General features: G+C 69.5%; 25 protein-coding genes. 8 read left to right on the top strand and 17 right to left on the bottom strand.

The annotated features are described in order from the left end of the window. Nucleotides 1-109: 109 nt before the first annotated feature. Nucleotides 110-235, bottom strand: coding sequence for a hypothetical protein (locus AC3WQR_RS06110; protein ID WP_301179195.1), 126 nt, complete (start codon nucleotides 233-235; stop codon nucleotides 110-112). A gap of 79 nt (nucleotides 236-314) precedes the next feature. Beyond that, the gene (locus AC3WQR_RS06105; RefSeq protein WP_447742793.1) at nucleotides 315-1,535 is read right to left on the bottom strand and encodes a polyhydroxyalkanoate depolymerase; all 1,221 of its coding nucleotides are present in this window, start codon (nucleotides 1,533-1,535) and stop codon (nucleotides 315-317) included. An 80-nt stretch (nucleotides 1,536-1,615) separates the two neighbouring features. On the opposite strand from AC3WQR_RS06105, the gene AC3WQR_RS06100 reads away from it, so the two are divergent. After that, on the top strand, nucleotides 1,616-2,272 hold the full coding sequence (locus AC3WQR_RS06100) for a glutathione S-transferase (protein ID WP_062476661.1): 657 nt from the start codon (nucleotides 1,616-1,618) through the stop codon (nucleotides 2,270-2,272). A gap of 10 nt (nucleotides 2,273-2,282) precedes the next feature. Here the strand turns inward: AC3WQR_RS06100 and AC3WQR_RS06095 are convergent, their stop codons facing one another. Then, nucleotides 2,283-3,110 (bottom strand): helix-turn-helix domain-containing protein, encoded by an 828-nt coding sequence (locus tag AC3WQR_RS06095; protein WP_492741435.1) that lies wholly within the window; start codon nucleotides 3,108-3,110, stop codon nucleotides 2,283-2,285. A 115-nt stretch (nucleotides 3,111-3,225) separates the two neighbouring features. On the opposite strand from AC3WQR_RS06095, the gene AC3WQR_RS06090 reads away from it, so the two are divergent. From AC3WQR_RS06090 to AC3WQR_RS06080, 3 genes are all read left to right on the top strand, one after another. Next, nucleotides 3,226-4,209, top strand: a complete 984-nt coding sequence (locus tag AC3WQR_RS06090; protein WP_492741434.1) for a tripartite tricarboxylate transporter substrate binding protein — start codon at nucleotides 3,226-3,228, stop codon at nucleotides 4,207-4,209. Nucleotides 4,210-4,240: 31 nt separating this feature from the next. After that, nucleotides 4,241-5,575: a Rieske 2Fe-2S domain-containing protein gene (locus tag AC3WQR_RS06085; RefSeq protein ID WP_492741433.1), complete on the top strand. Its 1,335-nt coding sequence runs from the start codon at nucleotides 4,241-4,243 to the stop codon at nucleotides 5,573-5,575. An 83-nt stretch (nucleotides 5,576-5,658) separates the two neighbouring features. Next, nucleotides 5,659-6,291 carry a phosphoribosyltransferase gene (locus AC3WQR_RS06080; RefSeq protein ID WP_492741432.1) on the top strand — a complete coding sequence of 211 codons (633 nt, stop codon included), beginning with the start codon at nucleotides 5,659-5,661 and terminating at the stop codon, nucleotides 6,289-6,291. Here AC3WQR_RS06080 and AC3WQR_RS06075 read toward each other — a convergent pair. The 6 genes from AC3WQR_RS06075 to AC3WQR_RS06050 all read right to left on the bottom strand — a co-directional run bounded on the left by AC3WQR_RS06075 (nucleotide 6,288) and on the right by AC3WQR_RS06050 (nucleotide 10,422). Further along, nucleotides 6,288-6,635, bottom strand: coding sequence for a DOPA 4,5-dioxygenase family protein (locus AC3WQR_RS06075; RefSeq protein ID WP_492741430.1), 348 nt, complete (start codon nucleotides 6,633-6,635; stop codon nucleotides 6,288-6,290). The genes AC3WQR_RS06080 and AC3WQR_RS06075 overlap by 4 nt on opposite strands. A 7-nt stretch (nucleotides 6,636-6,642) precedes the next feature. Beyond that, nucleotides 6,643-7,260, bottom strand: coding sequence for a DUF4166 domain-containing protein (locus tag AC3WQR_RS06070; protein WP_492741429.1), 618 nt, complete (start codon nucleotides 7,258-7,260; stop codon nucleotides 6,643-6,645). Further along, entirely contained in the window at nucleotides 7,257-8,297 is a 1,041-nt protein-coding gene (locus tag AC3WQR_RS06065) for an SRPBCC family protein (protein ID WP_492741428.1), read from the bottom strand. The genes AC3WQR_RS06070 and AC3WQR_RS06065 overlap by 4 nt, the downstream gene beginning before the upstream one ends. Before the next feature lie 30 nt (nucleotides 8,298-8,327). Next, nucleotides 8,328-9,269 (bottom strand): SAM-dependent methyltransferase, encoded by a 942-nt coding sequence (locus tag AC3WQR_RS06060; RefSeq protein WP_492741426.1) that lies wholly within the window; start codon nucleotides 9,267-9,269, stop codon nucleotides 8,328-8,330. 49 nt (nucleotides 9,270-9,318) lie between these two features. Next, nucleotides 9,319-9,750, bottom strand: coding sequence for a thiol-disulfide oxidoreductase DCC family protein (locus AC3WQR_RS06055; protein ID WP_492741425.1), 432 nt, complete (start codon nucleotides 9,748-9,750; stop codon nucleotides 9,319-9,321). A gap of 69 nt (nucleotides 9,751-9,819) precedes the next feature. Then, on the bottom strand, nucleotides 9,820-10,422 hold the full coding sequence (locus AC3WQR_RS06050) for a GbsR/MarR family transcriptional regulator (RefSeq protein WP_062476691.1): 603 nt from the start codon (nucleotides 10,420-10,422) through the stop codon (nucleotides 9,820-9,822). 134 nt (nucleotides 10,423-10,556) lie between these two features. On the opposite strand from AC3WQR_RS06050, the gene AC3WQR_RS06045 reads away from it, so the two are divergent. Then, nucleotides 10,557-11,651 (top strand): PA0069 family radical SAM protein, encoded by a 1,095-nt coding sequence (locus AC3WQR_RS06045; protein ID WP_492741424.1) that lies wholly within the window; start codon nucleotides 10,557-10,559, stop codon nucleotides 11,649-11,651. A gap of 87 nt (nucleotides 11,652-11,738) precedes the next feature. Next, complete coding sequence (locus tag AC3WQR_RS06040) at nucleotides 11,739-12,248, top strand: gluconokinase (protein WP_235926681.1); 510 nt, start codon at nucleotides 11,739-11,741, stop codon at nucleotides 12,246-12,248. Nucleotides 12,249-12,391: 143 nt separating this feature from the next. Here AC3WQR_RS06040 and gnd read toward each other — a convergent pair whose 3' ends face one another. After that, nucleotides 12,392-13,813, bottom strand: coding sequence for a decarboxylating NADP(+)-dependent phosphogluconate dehydrogenase (gene gnd, locus AC3WQR_RS06035; RefSeq protein ID WP_492741423.1), 1,422 nt, complete (start codon nucleotides 13,811-13,813; stop codon nucleotides 12,392-12,394). A gap of 128 nt (nucleotides 13,814-13,941) precedes the next feature. Between gnd and AC3WQR_RS06030 the strand changes: the two genes are divergently transcribed. Further along, nucleotides 13,942-14,940, top strand: a complete 999-nt coding sequence (locus AC3WQR_RS06030; protein ID WP_492741422.1) for an AraC-like ligand-binding domain-containing protein — start codon at nucleotides 13,942-13,944, stop codon at nucleotides 14,938-14,940. Between the two features lie 7 nt (nucleotides 14,941-14,947). On the opposite strand, the gene AC3WQR_RS06025 is transcribed toward AC3WQR_RS06030, so the two are convergent. The 6 genes from AC3WQR_RS06025 to AC3WQR_RS06000 are packed head-to-tail and all read right to left on the bottom strand — an operon-like array spanning nucleotide 14,948 to nucleotide 20,408. After that, nucleotides 14,948-15,733: an SDR family oxidoreductase gene (locus tag AC3WQR_RS06025; protein ID WP_492741421.1), complete on the bottom strand. Its 786-nt coding sequence runs from the start codon at nucleotides 15,731-15,733 to the stop codon at nucleotides 14,948-14,950. Continuing rightward, nucleotides 15,730-16,323, bottom strand: coding sequence for a cysteine hydrolase family protein (locus AC3WQR_RS06020; protein WP_095744555.1), 594 nt, complete (start codon nucleotides 16,321-16,323; stop codon nucleotides 15,730-15,732). The genes AC3WQR_RS06025 and AC3WQR_RS06020 overlap by 4 nt, the downstream gene beginning before the upstream one ends. Beyond that, nucleotides 16,320-16,808 (bottom strand): aromatic-ring-hydroxylating dioxygenase subunit beta, encoded by a 489-nt coding sequence (locus tag AC3WQR_RS06015; RefSeq protein ID WP_492741420.1) that lies wholly within the window; start codon nucleotides 16,806-16,808, stop codon nucleotides 16,320-16,322. The genes AC3WQR_RS06020 and AC3WQR_RS06015 overlap by 4 nt, the downstream gene beginning before the upstream one ends. Further along, the gene (locus tag AC3WQR_RS06010) at nucleotides 16,805-18,160 is read right to left on the bottom strand and encodes an aromatic ring-hydroxylating dioxygenase subunit alpha (RefSeq protein WP_492741419.1); all 1,356 of its coding nucleotides are present in this window, start codon (nucleotides 18,158-18,160) and stop codon (nucleotides 16,805-16,807) included. Before AC3WQR_RS06010 ends, AC3WQR_RS06015 begins: the two co-directional genes overlap by 4 nt. A 23-nt stretch (nucleotides 18,161-18,183) precedes the next feature. Then, a complete protein-coding gene (locus AC3WQR_RS06005; protein WP_492741418.1) occupies nucleotides 18,184-19,149 on the bottom strand; it encodes a PDR/VanB family oxidoreductase in 966 nt (321 codons plus the stop codon). Further along, nucleotides 19,146-20,408, bottom strand: a complete 1,263-nt coding sequence (locus AC3WQR_RS06000; protein ID WP_492741417.1) for a dienelactone hydrolase family protein — start codon at nucleotides 20,406-20,408, stop codon at nucleotides 19,146-19,148. The genes AC3WQR_RS06005 and AC3WQR_RS06000 overlap by 4 nt, the downstream gene beginning before the upstream one ends. A gap of 186 nt (nucleotides 20,409-20,594) precedes the next feature. On the opposite strand from AC3WQR_RS06000, the gene AC3WQR_RS05995 reads away from it, so the two are divergent. Beyond that, nucleotides 20,595-21,791, top strand: a complete 1,197-nt coding sequence (locus AC3WQR_RS05995) for an ABC transporter substrate-binding protein (protein ID WP_492741416.1) — start codon at nucleotides 20,595-20,597, stop codon at nucleotides 21,789-21,791. Between the two features lie 10 nt (nucleotides 21,792-21,801). On the opposite strand, the gene AC3WQR_RS05990 is transcribed toward AC3WQR_RS05995, so the two are convergent. Beyond that, the gene (locus AC3WQR_RS05990; protein ID WP_492741415.1) at nucleotides 21,802-22,827 is read right to left on the bottom strand and encodes an AraC family transcriptional regulator; all 1,026 of its coding nucleotides are present in this window, start codon (nucleotides 22,825-22,827) and stop codon (nucleotides 21,802-21,804) included. Nucleotides 22,828-22,948: the final 121 nt, after the last annotated feature.

The raw sequence follows: 22,948 nt of genomic DNA, 5'->3' as shown, positions 1-22,948 counted from the left end.
GGGAAGTGGTGCGTCGCCCGGGCGGATCAGAGCCAGGACGCGCGACCGCGCGGGGCGGGTGCCCGACGGTCGATGTGCGCTGAAGAAAAAAGGAGGCTGACCGCCGGGCTCAGGGATGTGCGAGGGTCTGCTGCGACCTCGCCGTCATCGCCGCGGGTGCGCGCACGCGCGCGTCGCCCGGGGCCGCAGAGGCCGCCGCGCGATCGAAACCGGGGATGAAAACCATGACGTTCATAGGGTCGATTGTAGGAAGCCGAGGGTGTTCGGGCAACCAAAGCCCCCGCGGTCTCTGCCAGATTGAACGCGGGTTGCGCTCAGTGCAGTTCGTCGGCCGCGTGGATCGTCTCGCGCACGCGCGGGTAGATCTGCGTGTTCCATTTGCTGCCGCTGAACACGCCGTAGTGCCCCACGCCGGCCTGCAGGTGGTGCGTCTTGAGGTAGGGGCGGATGCTGCTGCACAGGTCTTGCGCGGCCACGGTCTGGCCGACCGCGCAGATGTCGTCGCGCTCGCCTTCCACCGTGAGCAGCGCGGTGCGCCGGATCGCCGCGGGGTTCACGGTGCGCCCGGCCACGGTGAGCACGCCGCGCGGCAGGTCGTAGGTCTGGAACACGCGCTCGACGGTCTCCAGGTAGAACTCGGCCGGCAGGTCGTTCACCGCCAGGTACTCGTCGTAGAACTCGGCGATGGTGCGGGCCTTGTCGAGTTCGCCCTCGACCAGCAGGCGCTCCATGTCCTCGAACTGCTTCTTGTGGCGCTCGGGGTTCATGCTCATGAAGGCCGTGAGCTGCAGGAAGCCGGGGTACACGCGCCGCATCGCGCCCGCATGCGGCCACGGCACATGGCTGATGAGGTTGCGGCGGAACCAGTCGATGGGCCGGTCGGTCGCGAGCTTGTTCACGGCGGTCGGGTTGATGCGGCAATCGACCGGCCCCGCCATCAGCGTGAGGCTGCGCGGCGTGGCCGGGTGGTCGTCTTCCGCCATGAGCGCGGTCGCGGCCAGCGCGGCCACGCAGGGCTGGCACACGGCGACCATGTGCGTGCCCGGGCCCACGGCCTCGACGAAGCGCATCAGCTGCAGCGTGTAGTCGTCCAGCCCGAAGCGGCCCTGCCACAGCGGCACGTCGCGCGCGTTGTGCCAGTCGGTCAGGTACACGTCGTGGTCGCGCAGCAGGGTGCGCACGGTTTCGCGCAGCAGCGTGGCGAAATGGCCCGACAGTGGTGCGACCAGCAGCACGCGCGGGTGCACCGCTTCGGTGTGCGCCTTGCGAAAGTGCAACAGCGTCCCGAAAGGCGAGACCAGCGCGGCCTCTTCGTGCACGGGCACGTCGGCGCCGTCGACCACCACGCTGTCGATGCCGTAGGCCGGCCGCGTGTGGGTGAGCCGCATGCGCGAGAAGACCTCGCAGCGCGCGGCCATGCGCCGCAGCGCGGTGCGCTCGGTGCCGTCCTGCCAGAGGGCGCGGCCCAGGTACTGCGCGGTGAGCCGCCATGGCGAGAGCAGGTCGGCCTGGTTCTGGTAAGCGCGGTACAGCATGCCCCCGCTGCAGGCAAGTTGCGGGCCAACCGTGTGGCACGGCGCTTGCACACAGCACGCATCGTCCAAGGAGTGTCGCGATGGCCAAACCCGTTCTCACGATCAGCAGCAAGAACTATGGCGCCTGGGCGCTGCGCGGCTGGCTGATGTGCAGGCTCGCGGGGCTGGACTTCAGCGAGAAGGTCATCCCGCCCGACGACCCGGCCATGAAGGCCGAGATGCTGCTGCTGTCGTCGTCGATGCTGGTGCCTTCGCTGCAGCACGGCGGCATCAAGGTGTGGGACACGCTGGCCATCGGCGAGTACCTCAACGAGATCAAGCCCAAGGCCGGCCTGCTGCCCGCCGACGCCGCGGCGCGCGCGCACTGCCGCGCCATCTGCGGCGAGATGCACTCGGGCTTTGCCTCGATGCGCGGCGCGCTGCCGATGAACATCAAGGCCCGCTTCAAGAACTTCAAGGTGTGGTCGCGCGCGCAAGGCGACATCGACCGCATCGTCGCCATCTGGCGCGAGTGCCTGAAGGCCTACGGCGGCCCGTTCCTGTTCGGCAAGCAGCCCGGCATGGCCGACGCGATGTATGCGCCCGTGGTCACGCGTTTCCTGAGCTACGACGTGGCGCTGGACAGCGTGTGCGCCGCGTACTGCAAGCGCGTGATGGAACTGCCCGCCATGAAGGAATGGGTGGCCGCCGCGCTGCAGGAGCCCGACGAGATCGACGAACTCGACGCGGAGTTCTGACGCTGCTTCTTCAGGCGCTCGCGGGCGGCAGGCCGAGGCCGTCCTGCCGCAGCCGGCGCTCAATGCTTTGCGCGGCCTGCTGCAGGTCGCCCAGGTGCGCTGACACGATCTCGCGCTCGCTCTTCACCGCCGGCAGCCATGCGCAGCTGAGGCAACCCACCACCTGCTCGCCCAGCCGCACCGGCACCGACACCGCGCCGAAGCGGTCGGGCGAATCGAGGCTGGTGGAGGTGGGGTCGCGCGCCGCGTAGCCCTGGTCGCGCGCATGCGCCACCATGCGGCGGATGCTGTCGGGGCGCCGCGCGCCGCGATCGAAATCGTTCGGTGAACGCGCCAGTGCGGCAACGATTTCGCGCCGCTCGTCTTCGGGGCAGAACGCGAGGTAGCAGCGCCCGAGCGACGACAGCAGCATCGGCGGACGAAAGCCCAGCGCGCGGTAGTTCACCGCCAGGCCGTTGCGCGGCCGGTCGGTGTCGAGGATCAGCATGGCGGTGCCGTCGCGCACGCCCAGGTCGATCGGCCACGGCACCAGCCGCTGCAGCGTGGCGCGCGGCGACGCGGCCAGGGCTGTGAGCCGTGTGCGCCATGCCGCTGCGGCGCCCGACTGGCCGGTGGCCGAGGTGGGCACGTAGCGTTTTTCCAGCTCGTTGCGCTCCACCCAGCCGGCCTGTTGCAGCGTCTTCAGGATGCGCAGCAGCGTGGCCTTCGACAGGCCGGTCTGCCGGTGCAGCTCCTGCAGCGTGACGGCCGACGAACGCTGGATGGCCAGCATCACGTCGAGCCCGCGGCGCAGGGCATCGATCGACTTCACGCTGTGCGCGCCGCTGGTGTCCGACATGTCGCCTCCAAAGAAAAAAGGTTCACTCAGTGAAACTATATCTTCTGGCCACGCGGCGCCATTCCTACAGTCCGACGACACCCCCACGTCGTATCACCGAGAAGGAAAACGCAAGATGTTCCACCAACGAAACATGGTCCGTGCCGCTGCAGGAGCCATTCTTTTGCTGTGCGCCGCGACCGCGGCGCTGGCGCAATCGTGGCCCGCGAAGCCGATCACCCTGGTCGTCGCCTACCCGGCCGGCGGCGACACCGACGCCATCGCGCGCACCTACGCCGAGAAGCTCGCGCAGCGCCTGGGCCAGCCGGTGCTGGTCGACAACCGCCCCGGCGCGAGCGGCATGATCGGCAACGCCTGGGTCGCGAAGGCGCCGGCCGACGGCTACACGCTGCTCTTCACGCCCAGCACCTTCCCCATCGCGCAGCACGTGCTCAAGGCCGGCCCCGGCGTGGCGCACGACGTGGTGAAAGACTTCACCCCCATCGTCAAGACCGGCAACATCCCGGTGCTGATGGTCACGGCGCCCACGAGCGGCATCCAGAACGTGGCGCAGCTGGTGGCCGGCGCCAAGGCCGGCAAGGCCTTCACCTACGGCACGCCGGGCGCGGGCTCGCCGATGCACATCGCGGGCGAGCTCTTCAACAAGGACGCCGGCGTGGCCATTGCACACGCGCCGTACCGCGGCGTGGCGCCGGTGGTCAACGACACGCTGGGCGGCCACGTGAGCGTGGGCTGGATCACGCCCGGCGCGGTGGCAGGCTACATCGCCGCCGGCAAGCTGGTGCCGCTGGCCGTGGCCGAGCGCCAGCGCACGAAGCTCATGCCCAACGTGCCCACCTTCCTGGAGCTGGGCTACCGCGACATGGACGTGAGCGCATGGATGGGCCTGCTCGGCCCGAAAGCGATGCCGGCCGAGGTCGTGCAGACGCTCAACCGCCACGTCAACGAGATCCTGAAGATGCCCGACGTGCAGGCCCGCATGGCCGCGCTGGGCATCGAGCCCGTGGGCGGCGAGCCGGCCGTGCTGGCCCGCCAGATCGCCGACGACGACCAGCGCTTCGGCAAGCTGGTGCGCGAGTTCGGCATCCGCGCCGACTGACCCTACACACCCGCAGACAAGGAGACGATGCATGTTGAGCGAAGAAAAGAACCGCCTGCTGACCGAAGTGGGTCCGGGCAAGCCCATGGGCGACTACCTGCGCCGCTACTGGCACCCGATCGCCGGCGCCAGCGAGTTCGACGACAAGGCCGTGAAGCCGCTGCGCATCCTCGGCGAGGACCTCGTGCTCTACAAGGACCTGAGCGGCAACTACGGCCTCGTCGACCGCCGCTGCCCGCACCGCAACGCCGACATGTCGTACGGCTACGTGGAGAAGTGCGGCCTGCGCTGCAGCTACCACGGCTGGCAGTACGACACCAGCGGCCAGTGCATCCACCAGCCCTTTGAAGAAACGCTGGACCCCGACGCGCGCATGCGCAAGAACACGAAGATCAAGGCCTACCCCGTGCAGGAAAAGGCCGGCCTGCTGTGGGCCTACATGGGCCCGCAGCCCGCGCCGCTGCTGCCCGACTGGGAACTCTTCAACTGCAAGAACGGTTTCGCGCAGGCCGTGTTCGCCGAGATTCCCTGCAACTGGTTCCAGTGCCAGGAAAACTCCATCGACCCCGTGCACTTCGAGTGGACGCACAACAACTGGACCACGCGCTTGCAGGGCGACGAAGGCCCCTACGTGCCCACGCACCTGAAGCTGGCCTTCGAGGAGTTCGAGCACGGCTTCGTCTACAAGCGCCTGCGCGGTGGCGAGCGCGAAGACAACGCGATGTGGACCACCGGCCGCGTCACCCTGTGGCCCAACGGCTTCTTCCTGGGCCACCACTTCGAATGGCGCGTGCCCATCGACGACCACCACACGCTGAGCGTGCTGTGGGTGCTCAGCCGCGTGCCCACCGAGCAGGAGCCCTATGTGCAGGAACGCATTCCCTCGTGGTACGGCCCCATCAAGGACCCGGCCACGGGCCGCTGGATCACCAGCCACGTCGCCAACCAGGACTTCGTGGTCTGGGTCGGGCAGGGCACCGTCACCGACCGCACGCGCGAGAAGCTGGGCCAGAGTGACAAGGGCATCGTGATGATGCGCCGGCGCTTTTTCGAAGAACTCGAGTCGATGCAGTCCGATCCGGCGCATGAGCCCAAGGGCCTGATCCGCGACCCCGAGAAGAACCGCGACGTGTTCCTGCCGTCGGCCTGCCGCGACGAGATGCTGCACGGCCTGCCGCGCGAGGAGCTGGCTGCGCATCCGCTGCTGGGGCCGTACCTGAAGGACTTCTTCGGGCAGGCCGGGCAGCCCGACGATGTGCGCGCGGCGTATGAGCAGGCCATCGGGCAGAAGGTCGAAGGGGCGCAGTTCTTCAAGGTGCACGGCGGCACATCGGACGCCGAGGTGGAAACGCAAGAGGCTGCGTAACGCACGCCGCGATCCGGGTCTTTGCGCCGGGGCTCGCCTCGACGCGAACGGCGTGTGAACATCCCAGGTCGGGAGCACACGCCGTGAAGTTTCGTGATCGCGCACAGGCCGGCCGCCAGCTCGCTGCCTTGCTGCAGCGGCGCGGCGGTTTTGCGGACGCCGTGGTGCTCGCGCTGCCGCGCGGCGGCGTGCCGGTGGCCTTCGAGGTGGCCCGCGCGCTGCGGCTGCCGCTCGACGTGCTGGTGGTGCGCAAGCTGGGCCTGCCCGAACAACCCGAGTACGCCTTCGGCGCGCTCGCGGGCGACGGCGTGCCCGAGATCGACGCACACCTGGTGCGCACGCTGGACCTGCGTCCTTCGGAGATCGATGCAGTGGTCCGTGCTGAACTCGCCGAGTTGGCGCGCCGCACGCAGGTCTATCGCGGCGATCGCCCCGCGTTCGATGTGCAAGGCCGCACGGTGCTCGTGATCGACGACGGACTCGCCACCGGTGCCACGATGCGCGCGGCGGTTCGCGGGCTGCGGCGACAGGGCGCCGGGACCATCATCGCCGCCGTGCCCGTGGCGTCGCCCGAGGCCTGCGAGGCCTTGCAGCGCGAAGCCGACGACGTGCTGTGCGTGCGCTGCCCCACGGTGTTCCGGGCGGTCGGCGCCTGGTATGAAGATTTCTCGCAGACGACAGATGAAGAAGTCTGCGCGCTGCTGGCGCAGGCCTAGCGCCTGAACATCCGCAGATCGAGCGCGCTCTCTTCGCCCAGCCACATCGCATGCGTCGTGTGGTCCGCGAAGTCGTCGCCGGTCACACCGTGCACGAACACGTCCAGGCCGTTGCGGTTGGCTTCGAGCCAACCGATGACTTCGTCGAACTCGGCGGCGTCGAAGGCCAGCTGGCAGCTCCAGTGCGGGTGCGGACCGACGAGGCGCTCGTGCACCCGGCCCACCACCACCATCAACTCGCGGCCGGCGCGCTCGCTGAGCTCGCGCGCCTGCGCCAGCGTGGCGGGGGCGAAGTAGATGTGGGCGTGGTACTGGGCGTAGAGGTTTTCGGGGCGGCGCGGCATGGTGGGCTCATTGTGAACCGAGGCGGAAGCGTCCGCTGTAGCGAAACACATCGCCGAACCAGCGGTGGCGCAGCAGCATCTTCATCGTGAAGTGGTCGGGGGCGGAGGGATCGGGCCGCTCCTCGACGTAGGCGGTGCCGAGAAAGAGGCCCAGCGGCAGCGGAATGCGCAGCCCCGCGAGGCGCCAGATGTAGCCCCGGTCGCGGAACACCAGCGCGCCGTCTTCCGCGCTCACCGCCAGGCGCATGCCGATGCCGAAGCGCACGTATTCGATCACCTCGCTGCCTTGCGCCGCGTCGTGCTCCATGTGCGAACGGAAATGAAAAGGCGGCCTGCCCGGGAAGTGGAAGACGCGGTTCCAGTAGAGATGGGCGTTCTCGGGGTGGCAGCGGTAGTGCACCTCGATTGGCACGTGGGTACCCTGATGCGGAACCAGCGCGCCGAACAGCCGGCCGAAGGGCATCAGCAGCGCGGCCCAGGGCGCGTGCCAGACCTCGCTCATGGTGCCGCGCACGCAGACGTAGTCGTCGGAGAACGGTGCCATCGTGTAGTGGCGGCGGATGACGTCACCGAGCTGGTTCCATGCGGTGCCGAGCGCCTGCTGAAAGACAGGGGGCGCGCTCATCCCGCCACCGCCTGGGTGGCTTCGCTGCGCGCCTTGTAGAAGCGCAGGATGTTCTCGGAGGCGTCGCCAAGCAGGAACTGCATGACGGGGTCCGCATACCAGTTGAAGCGCGTGCTCAGCCGCCACGACACCGCGACGCGCAGCTCGGTGCCACCGTCGCGCGGGGTCAGGGTGTAAGTGGCGTCGCGCAGGTCGAAATACTGGCCGCCGATCATCACGTGGTCGTCGAGCGCGCCGGCGGGGAAGGAGTCGGGCGTGAAGCGGAAGCGCCACTTCAGCAGGCGATCGGGCTGCCACTCGGTGACGACCTCTTCGAAATGCACGTTCTTCTGCCATTGCACCTGGCGCACGCGGCCCTCGGGCGTGTCGACGGTCACGCCCGACACCGGCATCGGCACGCCGACGCGGTAGGCCCACGCGTCGCCGACTTCGCTGGGACGGATGTCGCGCGCGGCGTTGAGCTCGTGCCACACGCGGTCGGCCGGCGCTGCGATGAAGAGCGTGCGCGAGGTGTTCGAGAACTGGTCGGGGTTGGGCCATTGCGGCTCGATGCCGCCGAGCAGCAGCGGCACCAGGGCGACGCTGTACAGCGCGGGCTTGGGCCAGTTGGTGATGCGGCACACGATGCCCATGGCCAGCCCGCCGACGCTGCCCATCACCGCGAACAGCGGCACGACGAAGGCGGCGCAGATGATGCCCTCGATGAACACCATCAGCGTGCCGCCGACGAACAGCGCGGTGGCCACCCACGGCGCCCAGAGGTAGTAGCCCCAGCTGCGCCGCTCGATGCGCTCGGCCAGGTACACCGTGGCCGCGCCGCACGCCGCGGGCGCGAAATAGACGAAGGAGCCCAGCATGGCCGAGAAGGGCTCGCCGGGGCCGCCGCTGAAGACGAGGCGCAGCACGAGCGCCAGCGCCGCGCCGGCGAACATGGGCCAGAACCAGCCGAAGGGCATGCCGCGCACGGGCTTGGGGGCCGGCACGTCGTCGATGGCTGGCAGGTCGGCGAGTTTGCTTTCTTCGGGCTCGGTGCGCATGGAAATCTCTTCTCCTCTTTTTGTGATGTCTCAGCTGGCGCTGCGCCGGGCCGTCACCATGGCGTAGTCGAAGTCGCGCCAGAACATGCCCAGTGCAAGTGCGCAGTAGCTGGCCACGATGTGCTTGCGGCGCCAGGGGCTGAGCCTGCCGCGCGCCTTCCACAGTTCGGCCAGCGTGAAGCGGGTGGCCAGCACGGGGATGTGCAAGGCGCTCGGTGCCACGCGCCAGCGCAGCGAGGTGAACTCGATGTCCTCGAAGCCGTGCGCGCGCAGCGCGGCCGTGAAGTCGTCGCGCACAGCCAGCGTGGGCACGGCCCAGCTGTCGGCCCACAGGCGGTGCAGCCAGCCCGCGAGGCGGCCCGGCCGGCGGCGCAGCAGGAAGCCGTCGACCACCACCAGCCGCGCACCGGGCTTGAGCAGCCGCGCGGCCTCGCGCACGAAGTCGGCCTTGGCGGTGCCCTCGGCGTAGCAGGCGCTTTCGAGCGCCCAGGCACCGTCGGCCTGGGCGGCGGGCAGGCCGGTGCGCGTGTAGTCGGCCTCGACGTGCGCCACGCGGTCGGCCACGCCGGCGCGGGCGTCGAGCCGTGCGGCGATGCCGTTCTGCACCGGCACGTTGGTCACCGTGACCGCATGCAGCGCCGGGTCGTCGCCGACCAGCGTGCGCGAGGTGGCGCCGGCGCCGCAGCCCAGGTCGACCACGCAGCGCGGGTCACGGGTGGCGGTGTCGAGCCGCAGTGCGCGGCCGACGGTGCGGTTCATCTCGATCAGCATGCCCTCGCGCCGCAGCGGGTTCAGGCCCAGGCGCCAGAAGCCGAAGTGCATGTTGTAGCTGGGGCTCCAGGCGCGGTAGTCGTCGGCGACCTCGGTGAAATAGTCCTGCGTGTCCTCGCGGCTCACGTGGCCTTCGACGGCGGGCGGTGCGGGCCGCGCGGTGCCGGGCAGGCGGAAGTCGGGCTGGAAGACGTCGGGCATCGAAAACTCCTTCGGACGTGAGCGGGTGGGGTGTGACAGCGTGGGTTTTTTAGAGCTTGCAGTGGTCGTCGGCGCAGGTGGCCGGCGCGATCGCACCGTGCCCCGCGAGCCGCAGGACCAGCCAGCGCGGCAGCCGGTAGCGGTTGCGCGCCAGCACCGCGTAGGCGCGATCGGCCAGCCGGCCGACCACCGGCAGGTCGAGCACCGCGCCGCCGGCCGGCAGGCCCACGGCCGCGCGGCAGGCGCGGATGGCGTCGACGCCCACGCGCAGCCGGCCTGCGGCATCGACCGCGTGCAGCGAGCGCATCAGCACCTCGCGCGGTGCCGGGCCGTTTGCGAAACCGATGGGCGAGCAGTCGACCAGGCGCAGTCGCTTCGCAGCGTCGCGCGCCTGCATGGCGCCCATCTCGGCCGTGCACAGCGGGCAGGTGGCGTCGAAGTAGACGGTGAGCGGATAGGTGGCGGGGGCGAAGCGGGTCATGGTGCTTTTGGTTCTCGATATTTCAGTCAAAACAGAAATAAGAAGGCAAAAAAAAGGACGCGGCCTTTCTCAGATCATGGGCAGGCTGGCGTGGTGTGCGTCGGGGTCGTCACCCTTGCCCGCGCCAGGAGGGGCGGGGGGCGGTGCGCTGTCGCCGCGCACGAACTTCTGCACGCTGGCGCCGAGCGTGAGCACCTTGTCGAGCGTGCCGGGCGACAGCCGCAGCATCTCGTCGGCCCAGGTGGCGAGCTTGGTCATGAGGTCCATGGTGGAACGGATGCGGTCCTGCGCATCGGGCGGCTCCTTCTGGAAATCGGGGCTGGCGACGATCTCGCGCAGCACGCGGATGGTGGGGTCGAACTCGCGCTCCTTGCGCTCGCGCACCACGGTGCGGAACAGCTCCCACACGTCGACGCTGGTCTCGAAGTAGTCGCGCCGGTCGCCCAGCGTGTGGGTGACGCGCACGAGATTCCAGGCCTGCAGTTCCTTCAGGCTGTTGCTGACGTTGGAGCGGGCCACGCCCAGCGTTTCCGACAGCTCTTCGGCGTGCATCGGCTTGCCGTGCGCGAAGAGCAGGGCGTGGATCTGCGAGACCGTGCGGTTCACGCCCCACATGGAGCCCATCTCGCCCCAGTGCAGGACGAACTTGCGTTGAATGTCGGTGAGTTCCATGGCGTCGAGTTTAGGAATTCCTGAATTTCTGTCAAGACAGAAATAAAAAACGCTGCATGGCGGCCGCAAAAGTGAAATACTGTATGAATAGACAGTTATTCGCCTTGTTTCCTGTTTCCTTCCAAGGACTCGCCATGCCCGCCGCCCAGGTTCCCATCCACATCATCAAGGGCCGAGGCGCGGCCACGCGGCTCGCGCACCGGTTCTCCAAGGACGAACGCGACGCCTTCGACGACGGCTGGGGCACGCTGGAAGACGGCGAGGCCGAAGCCGCCGGGCTGCTGCCGCTGGCCACCGAGGTGCGCTTCGAAGACGTGAAGTCGGTGCTCAGCAGCAACGAGTCGCCCGACATCCCCTTCGATCGCTCGCTCAACCCGTACCGCGGCTGCGAGCACGGCTGCATCTACTGCTTTGCGCGGCCCACGCACAGCTACCTCAACCTCTCGCCCGGCCTCGACTTCGAGACCAAGCTGATCGCCAAGCGCAACCTCGTCGAGGTGCTGCGCGCCGAACTCGGGCGCAAGGACTACCGCCCCAGCAACCTGGCCATCGGCACCGCCACCGACTGCTACCAGCCCATCGAGCGCGAGCTGCGGCTCACGCGCGGCGTGATCGAGCTGCTGAGCGAGGTGCGGCATCCGTTCGCGCTGGTCACCAAGTCGAGCGCGGTCGAGCGCGACCTCGACCTGATCGCGCCCATGGCCGCCGACCGGCTCGCGGCCGTGTACGTCACGATCACCATGCTCGACGGCGAACTGGCGCGCAAGCTCGAGCCGCGCGCCGCCGCGCCGCACCGGCGGCTGCGCACCATCCGCACCCTGGCCGAGGCCGGCGTGCCGGTGGGCGTGAGCGTGGCGCCGCAGATTCCGTTCATCACCGAAGACATGGAGCAGGTGCTCGAAGCCGCCTGGGAGGCCGGCGCGCGCAGCGCCTTCTACACCGTGGTGCGCCTGCCCTGGGAGGTGGCGCCGCTCTTCAAGGAATGGCTCGAGTTGCATTACCCGCAGCGCGCCGATCGCGTCATGGCGCGCATCCACGAGATGCGCGGCGGCAAGGACTACGACGCCGACTTCGCCACGCGCATGAAGGGCAGCGGCCTGTGGGCTGACCTCATCCATCAGCGCTTCCAGAAGGCGACGCACCGGCTGGGCTTCAACCGCGAGCGGATCGCGCTGGACACCGGGGCCTTTCGCCCGCCCGGCGCCGTGGGGCAGGGCAGCCTGTTCTGAACATCGCGCCGACGCGGTAGATTCGTGGCCGTGCCGGTCTCGGCACGCATTCGGCATCGGCTGCTTCAAACAAGGTCAAGGGCGCGCATGAACAGGGTCTGGCTCGTGGTGATGGGGGTTTCGGGCTGCGGCAAGTCCAGCATGGGCGCGGCGCTGGCCACCGCGTTCGGGCTGCCGCTGATCGAGGGCGACGACCACCACCCGCCCGCCAACGTCGACAAGATGAGCCGCGGCATCGCGCTCACCGATGCCGACCGCGCCGGCTGGCTGGCCACGCTGGGCCGTGCCCTGGCCGATGCGCCGCAGGGCGCTGTCATGACCTGCTCCGCGCTCAAGCGCAGCTACCGCGACCAGCTGCGCGCCGCCGCGCCGGGCCTGCGCTTCGTGTTCATGCAGATCGACCGCGCCGAAGCCGAGCGCCGCGTGGCCGCGCGCGCGGGCGCCGGGCTGCACATGTTCCCGGCCAGCCTCGTGGACAACCAGTTCGCCACGCTCGAATCGCCGGTGGGCGAGGCCGGCGTGCTGGCGGTGGATGCGACGGCGCCGCTGGCGCAGTCGGTCGGCGTGGTGCGCGACTGGCTGGCCGACGCCGGCTGAGTCGCATCACCTGAAGAGGCGGCGAGCGGGCATTCACCAGAAACACCGCGGAACCGGCTTCGCCGGGCCGATGGTGTTGCCCCCGGTAGGGGGTTGGCGAAGCGACACGAAGTGCGCGAAGCCTGGGGGCGAGCCCAACTTATTTATTCGATGACTTCGGGCCAGTCGGTGTGGAAGAACTGGCCTTCGGGCTTGTCCACGCGTTCGTACGTGTGCGCCCCGAAGAAATCGCGCTGCGCCTGCAGCAGGTTCGCGCTCAGGCGCGCCGTGCGGTAGCTGTCGTAGTAGGCCAGCGAGGCGCTGAAGGCCGGCACTGGAATGCCGTTGCTCACCGCCAGCGCCACCACCTCGCGCCAGTTCTGCTGCGTGCGGTTCAGCAGGTCTTGAAAGAACGGGTCGAGCATCAGGTTGCCCAGCGCCGGGTCGCGGCGGAAGGCGTCGGTGATGCGGTTCAGGAAGCGCGCGCGGATGATGCAGCCGCCGCGCCAGATCGAGGCGATGCCGCCCAGGTCGAGCTGCCAGCCTTTCTTCTCGCCCATGGTCTGGATCAGGTCGAAGCCCTGCGTGTAGCTGATGACCTTCGAGGCATAGAGCGCGTCGTGCACCTTGGCCACCAGCGCCTTTTTCTCCAGCGACAGTTCGATCTTCGGCCCCTGCAGCAGCTGGCTGGCCGCCACGCGCGCCTTCTTTTGCGACGACAGCACGCGTGCCTCGACGGCGGCGTTGATGGTGCTGATGACCACCGCGTTCTCGGCCGCGTTCAGCAGCGTCCACTGGCCCGTGCCTTTCTGGCCGGCCTTGTCCAGGATGAGGTCGACCACCGGCTGGCCGGTTTCGGGGTCTTTCTGCTCGAGCGCCTTGGCGGTGATCTGGATCAGGTAGCTCTGCAGCTCGCCCTCGTTCCATTCGTTGAAGATCGCGGCCATCTCGTCGGTCGTGAAGCCGGCCGCCTTGAACAGGCTGTAGGCCTCGCAGATCAGCTGCATGTCGCCGTACTCGATGCCGTTGTGCACCATCTTCACGTAGTGGCCCGCGCCGCCCGGGCCGATGTGGATCACGCAGGGCTCGCCGTCCACCTTGGCCGCGATGCTCTCGAAGATCGGCTTCATCACCTCCCAGGTCGACGCCGGGCCGCCCGGCATGATCGACGGCCCCTTGCGCGCGCCTTCCTCGCCGCCCGACACGCCCGCGCCGATGAAGCGCAGGCCCTTGGCTCCAAGGTAGGCGTCGCGGCGTTCTGTGTCGGTGTACAGGCTGTTGCCGCCGTCGATGACGATGTCGTCCTTGTCGAGCAGGGGAATCAGCTGCTCGATCACCTGGTCGACCGGCGCGCCGGCCTTCACCATGATCTGGATCTTGCGGGGTTTGGCCAGGCTCTGGACGAACTCCTCGAGCGTCTTCGCGCCCACCAGCTGCTTGCCGGGGTTGGCGGCAATGAAGGCCTCGGTGGTGGCCTCGGTGCGGTTGTAGACGCTGACCTGGAAGCCGCGGCTTTCCACGTTCAGCACCAGGTTCTGTCCCATCACGGCCAGGCCGATCAATCCGAAATCGCTTTGCTTGCTCATGTGTGCCGGGCCCTTCGTGCGTGTGCGGTGGATGAAGCGGGCCATTGTGCCGGGCACCCGCGCGCCGCGGCGTCGGAGGGCGTCTATACCCGCTTGGCAAACGGGCCCGGGCTGGCTATGTTGGCGGGATGACTTCCGCCGCCATGCCCGCAGCCCCTGCTGCGATCCACACCTGGTCGACCGACACCGTGCCGCCGCCGCAGCGGCTGGACTACTGGATCGGCGCGGTCTGCGAAGGCTTTCTCGAGATGGACGTGACCAGCCCGCTGGCCGGTGGCTTCGGCGCCTCGCTCGAATCCGCGCCGCTCGGGCCGCTGCACGTGAACCGGGTGCGTGGCAGCGCACAGGACGTGTACCGCACGCGCCGCGCCATCGCCCACAGCCGCCGCAACTTCTACTACCTGCTGTGCAAGGCCGACTCGCCCTGGGTCGCGGTGCAGGAAGAGCGCTCGGCGCGCCTGCTGCCCGGCGACGCGGTGCTGGTCGATTCACGGCGCTGCTACGCCTTCCACCTGCAGCAGTCGGCCGACACGGTGTCGATCGAGCTGCCGACCGCGTGGGTCGAGTCGTGGCTGCCCGATGCCGGCGACCACGTGGCGCGCCGCATCGACGGCCACAGCGGCTGGGGCGCGGCGCTCAGCGGCTTCGCGCAGGCGCTGTCGCCCGAGGTGGCCCTGCGGCCGCCGCTGCCGGCGGCGTTGCTGGCCGACCAGCTCGGCGGCCTGCTGGCCCTGGCGCTCGGCCCGGTCGGTGGCACGGCCATGCCCGACCCGTGCGGCCGCGCCGCCTTGCGCCAGCGCGTACTCGACGCCACGCGCGAGCGCCATGCCGAGCCGGGCCTCACGGCCGCGGCCGTGGCGCAGGGGCTCGGCATCTCGGAGCGCAGCCTGCACCGCTGCCTGGCCGAAGGCGGCGGGGCAGGGCACGGCGCCACCACCTTCGCCAACGCGCTGGCCGCCTGCCGCATGCAGGTGGCGCAGCGCATGCTGGCCGATGCGCGCTTCGACCGCCTGAGCGTGGCGCAGATCGGCCTGCGCGTCGGGCTGGCCGACGCCTCGCATTTCGTGCGCCTGTGCCGGCGGCACCTGGGCGGCACGCCGGGCGCGCTGCGGCAGTCGCGCGGCTGAACGGCGGCTACGCCCCGAACCAGTCGCGCGCCGAACGGCCCTGGTCGGGCCCCAGCATCGAGAAGCCGCCGTCGACCGGGATGTCCGCACCCGTGACGAAGCGCGCCGCGTCCGAGCACAGGAACAGCACCACCTGCGCCACGTCGTCGCCGTCGCCCACGCGGCCCAGCGGGTGCATCGGCGCGCCGACGCGGTCGGCCCGTGCGCGGTCGCCGTTCGTCATGCGCGACAGCGCGTCCGACCAGGTCCAGCCCGGCGACACCGAGTTCACCCGCACGCCCCGCGGCGCCAGCGTGGCGGCCTGGTTGCGCGTGAGCTGCAGGATGGCGGCCTTGGCCGCGGGGTACAGCGCGCGGCCCGCCGCGCCGAACTTGCCGCCGACGCTGCCCATGTTCACGATGGCGCCGCCATGCGCGGCCAGCGCATCGGCGGTCTTCTGCACCAGCATCGCGCCCGAGACGAGGTTGACGTTCAGCGCGCCCAGCCAGTCGGCGCGCGCGGAATCCAAGCCCGCATCGCCGTAGACCACGGCGTTGTTGATGAGAAAGTCGATGCGGCCTTCGGTGCGCAGCACGCCGGCCACGAGCGCATCGAGCGCGTCGTCCGAGGCGATGTCGCAGGCGACGAAGCGGCAGCCCGCGCCCACATCGGCCGCCAGCGCGGCACCGCGCGCCGTGTCGATGTCGACCGCCACCACGCGCGCGCCGGCCTGCACGAAGGCACGCACGATGGCGCTGCCCAGCAGCGCGGCGGCGCCGGTCACGATCGCGACCTTGCCTTGCAGCGTCGTCATGGCCGGCCTCCCATCTGCGCGACGGCGTCGTCCACGCGCACCACGTCCGCGAGCATCGCCAGGGTTTCCAGGCTGGCTGCCTGCAGGTGCGCCTGCGCGGTGCTGCAGGCGTCGGCGACCACCGCCACGTCGTAGCCCAGGTCGCTCGCATGGCGCGCGCCGTGTTCGACGACGTGGTTGGTGGCGATGCCGGCCACGTACAGGCGGCTGGCACCGGTGGCGCGCACGGCGTCTTCGAGCCCGCTGGCCCAGAAGGGGTTGTTGCGCTTGTGGGTGACGACGGCTTCGCCCGGCCGCGGCGCGAGTTCGTCGTAGAAGCCCGCGCCCCAGCTGCCTTCCTGCACCGCGCCGCTCTCGGCCACGCGCCGAAACAGCGTGCAGTTGCGCAGGCAGTCCGAATAGTCGGGCGCGAAGGCGATGCGCACGAAGATCACCGGCACGCCGTTCGCGCGCGCCCCGGCAATGAGCCGCGCGGCCGAGGCGATGAGGCGCGGGCGCGCCGGGTCGTCGGCGGCCACGCCCACGCGCACCTTGCCGTCGACGTGCAGCACGTCGTTCTGGTAGTGCATGGCCAGCAGCGCGGCCTTCACAGGAACACCTGCAGGGCTTCGTGCGGCGCGTCGCAGTTGACGAGGTCGACGCGCTTGGTCTGGATGCGCCAACCGTCGTCGGCGCGGCGCAGCGTGTGCAGCACGCTGCCGCCGAAGGTGCGCTGCTCGGTCTTGCGCCACTCCAGCAGCAGGAAGGTCGAGCGCACGGTGCAGACCGCATCGTCGTCGCGCGACTCGAGCGCGATGTTGCCCAGCACGTGCACGGTACGCGTGGGCGGCTGCTGCGAATAGGCGCGCGCCTGCTCGAGCCGCCGCGCGCGCATCGAGCGCAGCAGGGCGTCCTCGCAGAACAGCGAGGCGTGGTTGAGGTGGTCGGCCTGGCCGTGCACCAGCGGCACCCAGTACAGGCCGTCGGGCGTGAAGAGCTTCTGCCATTCGTCCCAGCGGTGCTCGTCGAGCAGGCGCGCCTCGTGGTGCAGGAACTGCGTGAGGTCCTGCTGTTCGTTCCAGTCGCGGAAGTTCATTCGGCGCTCCCAGCCTGTGCACCCGTGTCGACACCCATGTACCCGGCCCACGCCGCGAACATGTTGCGCGAGGGCATCTCGCTGTTGCCGTTGGACGCGCGTCCGCCCGGCAGCGGCTGGTCGCGCCCCGCGGCGCGGTGCATGCTGACCCAGTCGCCGCCGTCCGAGCCCAGGCCTTCCTGCACGCGGTTGTAGGCCTCCAGGTCGTCGGGCATCACGTTCGACGAGGGCGAGTTGACGATGTTGGTGTACTTGAGCGTGCGCTGGAAGGTGGCCTCGGGCGCACCCTTCAGGCGGAAGCTGAAGATCTCGACCAGCGTGCGGTCCACCGACAGCGGCCGGATCACGCGGATCTGCTGGAACGAGGTGTGCGGCGAGCAGCTCGGGTACACGATGGTGTTGTGCCGGTTCACGCGCAGGATCGCGTCGGCCTGTTCGGCGCCCTTCGCGGCTTCGAGCGAGGCCACGTAGGCCAGGCTCACCGGATCGGTCGGCGGCACGAAGATGCCTTCCATGAAGCCGTGGCCGTGGTCGTAGCCCTTGAGCTCCAGCTTCTCCCAGAACTCCAGCGGCTCGCCGTTGCCGTCGACGATCACCACCTCGAAGGGCTTGGGCGTGCCGGCCGGCATGGCCTCGTGCTCTTCCTTGGCCGCGCGCCACGACGACTCGTGCGTGGCCACGGCGTGGATGGTGTCGTGCAGGTTCTCGAAGAAGATCTTCCAGTTGTTGCGCTGGATCACGCGCTGAACGCCACCCGCCACTTCCACTTCGCCCTCGGGCGCGCGGTCGCAGAAGTTGTCGAGCGACGTGGCCACGCCGCCCAGGAACTCTTTCAGCTCGGGCCCGTCTTCCGACAGGCTCGCGAACACGAAGCCGCGGTGCGAAGCCACGCGCGCCACCTTGCGCACGCCGTACTGCGGGTCCTTCAGGTCGAGCGCGGTGCATTCGTAGCCGCTGCGCAGCGGCACCGACAGCAGGCTGCCGTCGCACTTGAAGGTCCAGCCGTGGTACAGGCAGCGCAGGAACTTGCCGGCGCTGCCGCTGCCGTCGGGCACGAGCTTGGCGCCCTTGTGCGGGCAGCGGTTGAACATCACGTGCACCTGGCCGTCGGTGTGGCGCACCATCACCACGGGCTCGCGGCCCAGGCGGGTGGTGAAGTAGTCGCCGGGCTTGGGCACCTGGCTTTCGTGGCCGACGTAGATCCAGGCCTGGCCGAACACGCGGTCCATTTCCAGCTCGAAGATGGCGGGGTCGGTGTAGACGCGCTTGTGCACGCGGTCGGGCTGCACGAGCGACTGGATGTCGATCGGCTTTGTCGCCGCGATGGGGATGATGGGGATCACGGAATTCATCGGGTGGGTCTCCTGAAACGTCATCAGATGTCGAGCACCAGGTGCGGCGTCTTGGCGCGCGACACGCAGGTGCACAGGGTCTTGCCGTCCGCCTTCTCGCGCGGACTGAGGTTGTGGTCGCGGTGGTCGGGCACGCCCTCGACCACGTCCACCACGCACACGCCGCAGTCGCCCTGGCGGCAGTCGTACAGCGGGTCCAGGCCGGCGGCGATGAGCACGTCGAGCAGGCTCTGGTCGGGCGCCACGGTCAGCGTCTTGCCCGAGCGCAGCGTGCGCACCTCGAAGGACGCATCGCCCGCCTGTTCGATGGCGCCGGCGAAAAGCTCGAAGTGCACGTGGTCGTCGGGCCAGCCGAGCGTGCGGGCGGTGTCGACCACGGCCTGCACCATGCCGCGCGGGCCGCACACATGCAGGTGGCGCCCGGGCACGGGCGCGGCCAGCAGCGCGCGCAGGTCGAGGCCGCGTGCGGGGTCGCCGCCGTCGTGCACCACGGTGCCGCCGAGCGCGCGCACCTCGTGCAGGTAGGCCGTGGCTTCTTCGCTGCGCGTGGCGTAGACGAAGTCGAAGGGGCGCGCTTCGGCCGCGAGCGAGCGCGCCATGCACAGCAGCGGCGTGATGCCGATGCCGCCGGCAATGAGCAGCGGTGGCGCGCTGCCCGCGTGCAAGGCGAAGTCGTTGCGCGGTGCGTGCGCGGCCAGCGCGGTGTCGGGTTGCAGCGCGTGCATCCAGGCCGAGCCGCCCGCGCCCTGCGGTTCGCACAGCACCGCGATCTCGCAGCGGTCGGAGCCGTCGTGCGGCTTGGCGAGCGAATACGCGCGCTGGCCCGGGAGGCCGTTGGCCTGCACCACCTGCACGCCCAGGTGCGCGCCCGGCGTGAACGGCGGCAGCGGCTCGCCGCCGGCCGAGCGCAGCACGAAGGCCTTGATGGCCGGCGTGAGCGGCGTGACCGAATCCACGACCAGCGCCAGCATGTCGGAAGCGCCGCTCATCCCAAGGGCAGCGCCGGATCGGCGATGGTGAGCCCGGTCGATTTTTCCCAGCGCGGCATCAGCGTGTTCGACGGCTGCGTTTCGTCGACCAGCTTGCGTGCCGTCTCGGCGCCGGCCACGGGCAGGCCCTTCGGATCGAGCAGGCCGATCTGCACCAGCACGCTGGCCTGGTCCCAGTAGATGTGCTCGTGGTACAGCTTGTCGCCGCGGAACTTCACGATGGCCACGAGCGGAATCTCCACCGGCTTGCCGGTGGGCGCGATGCCCGGGAGCAGCCAGTCGATCTCGACCGTGTGGGTGAAGCTGAACAGCATCTCGTCCACGATCTGCGTGGCGCCCACGGTGCGCGAGATGGGCGTGAGCCGCGTGTCGGGTGGCGTGCTCGGAATGAAGTGGTGCTTGTAGAAGCGCGACAGCTCCTTGGCGCCCACGCCGCCGGTCATGGTCGGGATGTGGTTCACGTAGGGCTCGCTCACCATCGTGGCCATGGTGGCGACCACGTCGCGCGTGGCGAACTCATACTCGCAGTGCTTGTCCCACAGCGTCGAGAGGTCGTACACCGGGCCGATCGCGTCCTTGAACAGCGCCATCGAGCGCTGGTGCGCCATGAGCGTGGAGGGCTTGTCGAAATGGTCGCCGCCGGTGCGTGCAAACGCATGGTCGACGCCGGGGTAGACGTACATCTGCGCATCGGGCTGGCCGGCGAAGGCGTCGAGCACCTGGGCGCGGGCCTCGGGCGGGCAGAACTGATCGAGCTCCGCAAAGTGCAGGGCGATCGGGCATTTGATTTGCGGCACGAGGTCGAGCGCGCCCTCGATGCCCACGCCGTAGTAGCCCACGGCCGCGTCCACGCCCGAGTGCGCGGCGGCCAGGTAGGCCAGCTTGCCGCCGAGGCAGAAGCCCAGCGCGCCGACCTTGCCGGTGCAGGCCGGGTGCGCGCGCAGCGCCTTCACGCTCGCCGTGACGTCGGCCACGCCCGCTTCGATGTCGAACTTCTGGAAGAAGCCGAAGGCGCGCTGCCAGTCTTCGGGCGAGTCGCCCAGCTCGACGCCGGGCTCCATGCGCCAGAACAGGTCGGGCGCCAGCACCACATAGCCTTCCTGCGCATAGAGGTCGGCCACCTCGCGCACGTAGGCATTGACGCCGAAGATCTCCTGGCACAGCACGATGCCGGGGCCGCGCCCCGAGGCCGGCAGGGCCAGGTAGCCGCGAAAGGTCTGGGTGCCGTCGCCGGCGGGAATGTCGATGGTGTCGCTCATCGGTTCGTCTCTTGAAGTGGTGGGGTCGGCGGCGATTCTGGGGAGCGCGCCGGGGCGTTGTCTGTCCATTTCGTGCAGCGGTTTGCGCCGCACGAAACGGATAGCGGGGCGCCGCCGCGGCACAGAGACTGCGCCCTGCATTTGCAGTCCCCCACGTTCAACGAACTCACCCCGAGGAGACCTTTCATGTCGCAGGCCACGCCCCGATCCGTCTTGTGCGCGCTCACCGTCCTGGTGGGCGCGCTGGCTTTACCCGCGCAGGCGCAGACCGCGCAGACCGTGAAAGTCGGCCTGGCGATGGACCTGTCCGGCCCGTTTGCCGTCGGCGGCGCCGAGGCCAAGGCCGGCTTCGCCGTGGCGATGAAGCAGCTGGGCGGCAAGCTCGGCGGCGTGCCGGTGGAGTTCGTCGAGGCCGACACGGCCGGCAACCCCGAGATGGCGCGCCAGGTGGTCGAGCGCATGCTGCTGCGCGACAAGATCGACCTGTTCACCGGGCCCGTCGGTTCGTCGGTCGCGCTGGCCGTCGGCCCGCCGCTCTTCGCTGCCAAGGTGCCTTACCTGTCGAGCAACACCGGCCCGAGCGACTATTCGGGCGCGCGCTGCAACCCGTACTTCTTCGGCGCTTCGTACCCGAACGACGCGTACTACGAATCGGCCGGCAAGTTCGCGAGCGACAAGGGCTTCAAGAAGGTCGCGATGATCGCGCCCAGCTACCCCGGCGGCAAGGACGCCATCAACGGCTTCAAGCACACCTTCAAGGGCGCCGTGGGCGACGAGCTGTACACCAAGCTCGGGCAGCTCGACTACTCGGCGGAGCTGGCGCAGATCCGCGCGTCGAAGCCCGATGCGCTGTACTTTTTCTTGCCCGGCGCGATGGGCGTGAGCTTCATCAAGCAGTTCGTCGGCGCGGGGCTGTCGAAGGACGTGGCGCTGATCTCCACCGCCTTCTCGGCCGACGAGGACATGATCCCCGCCGTCGGCGAGCCGATGCTCGGCCTGTTCAACACCGCGCACTGGTCGTTCGACCTCGACAACCCGGCCAACCAGCGCTTCGTGGCCGCGTTCCGCCAGCAGAACAACGGGCGCAACCCGTCGTTCTACGCCGGCCAGGCCTACGACGTGCTCATGGCGATGGATGCGGCCGTGCGTGACGTCGGCGGCAAGGTGGCCGACAAGCCCGCGTTGCTCAAGGCGATCAAGGCGGCCAACTACAAGTCGGTGCGCGGCGATTTCCGCTACGGCCCCAACAACTTCCCGATCCAGAACTACTACCTGCGCGTGGTCGCCAAGGACGGCAGCGGGCGCATCGCCAACAAGGTGATCGGCACCGTGCTGGAGCGCTACCAGGACCGCACGGCTGTGCAGTGCGCGATGAAGTCCTGAGGAGGTGTGTTCAGTGCCGCGCGGCAGGCAGCCGCGCGGGGTCGCGCGAGGTGTCGCGCGGCAATTGCCCGAAGCGCTCGCGGTAGCAGGCGGCAAAGCGGCTCAGGTGCGAGAAGCCGCAGTTCAGCGCCACCTCGGTGACGCTGGCGCCGTCGTGCCGCGCCAACTGCGCGTGCGCGGCATCGAGCCGCATGTTGCGCAGCACCTCGCCGGGCGACAGGTCGCGGTGGCGCCTGAAGAGCAGGGCGAGGCCGCGGCGCGTGACGCCCGCGGCCTGTGCCACCTCTTCGAGCGACAGCAGCGAGTCGAGCCGCTCGCGCATGAACTCCTCGGCCGTGCGCAATTGCCGCAGGCTGGTTTCCTCGGTGCCGCGCTGCGCGTCGGCATGCCGCTGCAGCACCGAGTTGGGCCGGTGGCACAGCAGGTAGAGCATGAGGTTGTCTTCGCAGTGCGCGAGCCAGCGCGGGTCGTAGCGCTCGAACTCGTTCGGCGGCAGCAGCGAAGCCAGGCTTGCCACCATGCGGCACCACTGCGTGCCCGCCGCGTCGTCCAGGCGCAGGGGCATGTCGAAATCGATCTCGCCCACGGTGTCGCCGCCGCGCAGGGCGAAGGCATGGCGCGCCACTTCCTGCAGGCGGCTGAGTTCGATCTTCAGCATCAGCTGTTCGCAGTCGGCGTGCCAGCGCAGGCGCACCGGCTTGTGGGCGGAAATGATGGCGCCCTGGCCGGGGTGGATCTGCAGCGTCTGTCCGCCGGTGTGAATGTCGGCGCGGCCGCGCAGCGGCATCTGCACCAGCACGAAGTTGCCGAGCGCGTCGGGCTCGATGTCGACATCGCAGCCGTAGCGCAGGATGCACAGCGACAGTGCGCTCATCTCGGCGCGACAGAAGATCGCGTCGACATCGCCCGAGCGCCACACGCTGCGGTGCGGCTTCAGCTCATGCGCCACGCGCGCGTGCGTCTCTTCGGCCTCGCGCGAGCGGAAGACCTCGCGCCTGTACAGCGGGGACAGTTGCTGACTCGACCATGCGTCCATGGACACTCCTGCGGGGCCAAAGTGGGGAAAGCGACGGAAACGGACGCTTTTTTCTACGCTGGAATCTACGTGGGTGCGCCGCGCGCCGCCATGGGAGTTGCCCGGGCAACGGGCGTCCCCG

The sequence above is a fragment of the Variovorax sp. FW305-3-2-15-B-LB1 genome (genome assembly GCF_058787635.1).
Note: the sequence above shows the minus strand (reverse complement) of the source record. Positions and strands in the feature narration are given on the sequence as shown.

Bases quoted from the DNA above. Each gene is read 5' to 3' on its own strand.
- AC3WQR_RS06110 (WP_301179195.1), bottom strand. From the start codon at position 235: ATGAACGTCATGGTTTTCATCCCCGGTTTCGATCGCGCGGCGGCCTCT.
- AC3WQR_RS06105 (WP_447742793.1), bottom strand. From the start codon at position 1,535: ATGCTGTACCGCGCTTACCAGAACCAGGCCGACCTGCTCTCGCCATGG.
- AC3WQR_RS06100 (WP_062476661.1), top strand. From the start codon at position 1,616: ATGGCCAAACCCGTTCTCACGATCAGCAGCAAGAACTATGGCGCCTGG.
- AC3WQR_RS06095 (WP_492741435.1), bottom strand. From the start codon at position 3,110: ATGTCGGACACCAGCGGCGCGCACAGCGTGAAGTCGATCGATGCCCTG.
- AC3WQR_RS06090 (WP_492741434.1), top strand. From the start codon at position 3,226: ATGTTCCACCAACGAAACATGGTCCGTGCCGCTGCAGGAGCCATTCTT.
- AC3WQR_RS06085 (WP_492741433.1), top strand. From the start codon at position 4,241: ATGTTGAGCGAAGAAAAGAACCGCCTGCTGACCGAAGTGGGTCCGGGC.
- AC3WQR_RS06075 (WP_492741430.1), bottom strand. From the start codon at position 6,635: ATGCCGCGCCGCCCCGAAAACCTCTACGCCCAGTACCACGCCCACATC.
- AC3WQR_RS06070 (WP_492741429.1), bottom strand. From the start codon at position 7,260: ATGAGCGCGCCCCCTGTCTTTCAGCAGGCGCTCGGCACCGCATGGAAC.
- AC3WQR_RS06065 (WP_492741428.1), bottom strand. From the start codon at position 8,297: ATGCGCACCGAGCCCGAAGAAAGCAAACTCGCCGACCTGCCAGCCATC.
- AC3WQR_RS06060 (WP_492741426.1), bottom strand. From the start codon at position 9,269: ATGCCCGACGTCTTCCAGCCCGACTTCCGCCTGCCCGGCACCGCGCGG.
- AC3WQR_RS06055 (WP_492741425.1), bottom strand. From the start codon at position 9,750: ATGACCCGCTTCGCCCCCGCCACCTATCCGCTCACCGTCTACTTCGAC.
- AC3WQR_RS06050 (WP_062476691.1), bottom strand. From the start codon at position 10,422: ATGGAACTCACCGACATTCAACGCAAGTTCGTCCTGCACTGGGGCGAG.
- AC3WQR_RS06045 (WP_492741424.1), top strand. From the start codon at position 10,557: ATGCCCGCCGCCCAGGTTCCCATCCACATCATCAAGGGCCGAGGCGCG.
- AC3WQR_RS06040 (WP_235926681.1), top strand. From the start codon at position 11,739: ATGAACAGGGTCTGGCTCGTGGTGATGGGGGTTTCGGGCTGCGGCAAG.
- gnd (WP_492741423.1), bottom strand. From the start codon at position 13,813: ATGAGCAAGCAAAGCGATTTCGGATTGATCGGCCTGGCCGTGATGGGA.
- AC3WQR_RS06030 (WP_492741422.1), top strand. From the start codon at position 13,942: ATGACTTCCGCCGCCATGCCCGCAGCCCCTGCTGCGATCCACACCTGG.
- AC3WQR_RS06025 (WP_492741421.1), bottom strand. From the start codon at position 15,733: ATGACGACGCTGCAAGGCAAGGTCGCGATCGTGACCGGCGCCGCCGCG.
- AC3WQR_RS06015 (WP_492741420.1), bottom strand. From the start codon at position 16,808: ATGAACTTCCGCGACTGGAACGAACAGCAGGACCTCACGCAGTTCCTG.
- AC3WQR_RS06010 (WP_492741419.1), bottom strand. From the start codon at position 18,160: ATGAATTCCGTGATCCCCATCATCCCCATCGCGGCGACAAAGCCGATC.
- AC3WQR_RS06005 (WP_492741418.1), bottom strand. From the start codon at position 19,149: ATGAGCGGCGCTTCCGACATGCTGGCGCTGGTCGTGGATTCGGTCACG.
- AC3WQR_RS06000 (WP_492741417.1), bottom strand. From the start codon at position 20,408: ATGAGCGACACCATCGACATTCCCGCCGGCGACGGCACCCAGACCTTT.
- AC3WQR_RS05995 (WP_492741416.1), top strand. From the start codon at position 20,595: ATGTCGCAGGCCACGCCCCGATCCGTCTTGTGCGCGCTCACCGTCCTG.
- AC3WQR_RS05990 (WP_492741415.1), bottom strand. From the start codon at position 22,827: ATGGACGCATGGTCGAGTCAGCAACTGTCCCCGCTGTACAGGCGCGAG.